We start from the raw sequence: 2,316 nt of genomic DNA, 5'->3' as shown, positions 1-2,316 counted from the left end.
GCGCGGGCGCGCATGCGTTTCGCCACGCGCGTGACCGCCGCCTGCTGGATCCGATAGCCGACCTCGGCCACGGACATGCAGCGCAATCGGTTGACCAGCCAGACCATCCCTGTCGCTTCGCTCATCATCGTGTCCCCGCCAGTTCACGGTAGATAGCGGACAATTGCCCGCACACCACCTCGGTTGAGTATTGTTGTTCGATGGTTGCGCGCGCACGTTCGGCCAGCCGGTCGCGCAGGGCGGTATCGCCCAGGAGTCGTGCAAGCGCCCTGGCGAGCGCCCGTTCGTCGCGCGGCGGCACCAGCAGGCCGTTGTCGCCGTCGCGCAGGGTTTCGGGGATGCCGCCGACGTGCGTCGCCACGACGGCCTTGCGTGCCGCCATCGCTTCCAGCATCGACATCGGCAAGCCTTCCGCGTGGGAAGGCAGGCAGAACACGCTGGCCTTCGCCAGCTCGGCGTCGCGCGCCTCCGGGCCGACCCAGCCCAGCAGCTCGATGCGTTCGGCGATGCCCAGCTCGGCCGCGCGCCGGCGCAAGCCTTGCGCATCGCCTTCGCCGCCGAACACGAGACGCAGCGGCGTCGGACCGGACGCCTCGCGCACGATGCGGGCGCCCGCTTCCAGCAATTCATGCACGCCCTTCGCCGTTTCCAGCCGGCCGAGGAACAGGATGCGGCCGGGCACGACGGCGTCGCGGGATGGCAGCACCGGCAGCGGCACGGCATTCGGCACGACGGCCACGCGGGCGCGCGGCGCGAACGCGTGCACGAACTGGGCCCAGCCTTCGGACAGGGTGATCACGAGCGAGCTCGCTTCCAGCGTGTGGCGGATCCAGCGCCGCAGCAGCGTGCCCGACTCTTCGGTGGCAAAGGTGCGGAAGCCGCCACCGTGCAGGTGGAAAATGGTCTTGCAACCGGCCAGGCGCGCGATCAGCAGCACGACCGACTTGCGCAGGAAGCTCGCGTGCGACGCCGCGTGCACGTGGACGACGGCCGGATGCCGCACCAGGCAGGCGACGAGCGTCTGCCAGAACCCGGCCAGCGCGCCCTGCGCCTTCACCAGGGGCGAACCGTCGCGGTGGGTGGCCACGTAGCGCACCGATTCGCGCTCGAACAGGCCATGACGGCGCAGCACGGACACCACCGCCGCCACCCCGCCCCTGCCTTCGAGCGCGGTGCCGACCATCAGGACCCGTGGCGGGGCCTTCGTCCGCATCTGTGCTGGTCGTTCCAACGCTCAAGCCCTTATAAAATGGACAATATTTCGATAGTACATCATGATTTTCCCGCCGTGCGCACGCTTCAACTCTCGATCGCGATGAACTCGAACTTGCCGTTCGGCCCACGCGGAATCGCCGCCACCCGCTCGACGCGCACCTTCACGCCGGGCACGCGCAGCAGGAACTTGTCGGCCAGCGCCCGCTCGTCCGCATCGGAAAAACCGTCGGCCGTCACGACGCGCAGCACGAACTCGCCGTCGCCGCGGTACAGCACCTGCCCTTCGACGAGGTGCCGGTCGTGGCTCTGGAAAACGCGGTCGAGCCGGGCGATGATGCGGCCGTCCGGCAGGGTCACGATCTTTTCCTGGCGCCCGATCACGGCCTTGATCGTCGGGAACACCCGGCCGCACGGGCAAGGCGCGCCGTCCGGGATCACGGTGTCGCCCGTGCGGTAGCGCACGAGCGGCATCGCGGCATTGTTCAGCGACGTGCCGACCAGTTCGCAGGCACCACCCTCGGTCTCGAGCAGGGCGACGCCGGAATAATCCGTGAGCACGTGGTAACGGCCCTCTTCGCACGTGCCGATGGCGGCCACGCGCTCGGCCTGGCCGTACCAGTCGAACACGTTCACGCCGAACGCCTGCTCGACGGCCGCGCGCACACCTGGTTCCAGCGTCTCGGACGACGTCATCACGCCGCGCAACGCGCGTCCGCGATAGCTTCTACCGGCCGCGTTGAGCCACGCGGCCAGCGCCGCGATCGACGACGGGTACGCGTGGATCACGACGGGATCGAAGCGTTCCAGTTCGGCGATGTAGCGGCCGATCGTCTCGTTCGACAAATGGTACGAGGACATCATGAGCATATTGCCCACCCAGTCGCGGCACCAGTAGCGGCCGTCCGTGGGATGGTCGGGGCAGACGATGTCGCCGCGGATCCACGCGCGCGGCTGGCCCTTGCGCCAGCCGATCCATTGCAGCTGGCGGTGCACGAAACCCTCTTCGCGCACGAGGTTGCCGAGCGACTGCACGATGGTCAGCGGCGAGCCGGACGTGCCGCTCGTCTTGATGGTCGTGCGGACCCAGGAGCCGGGGCCGCG

The 2,316-nt window shown here is 69.0% G+C and carries 2 protein-coding genes; both read right to left on the bottom strand.

The window, feature by feature from the left end; genetic code table 11:
- Positions 1 to 124: 124 nt before the first annotated feature.
- Positions 125 to 1,213 (bottom strand): glycosyltransferase family 4 protein, encoded by a 1,089-nt coding sequence (locus ACEN88_RS29585; RefSeq protein WP_413345444.1) that lies wholly within the window; start codon positions 1,211 to 1,213, stop codon positions 125 to 127.
- Between the two features lie 86 nt (positions 1,214 to 1,299).
- A partial coding sequence (locus ACEN88_RS29580; RefSeq protein WP_413345442.1) for a phenylacetate--CoA ligase family protein occupies positions 1,300 to 2,316 on the bottom strand: 1,017 nt, incomplete at its 5' end.

The organism is Massilia sp. CT11-108, assembly GCF_047302915.1.
Lineage (GTDB): Bacteria > Pseudomonadota > Gammaproteobacteria > Burkholderiales > Burkholderiaceae_D > Telluria > Telluria orientalis.
Note: the sequence above shows the minus strand (reverse complement) of the source record. Positions and strands in the feature narration are given on the sequence as shown.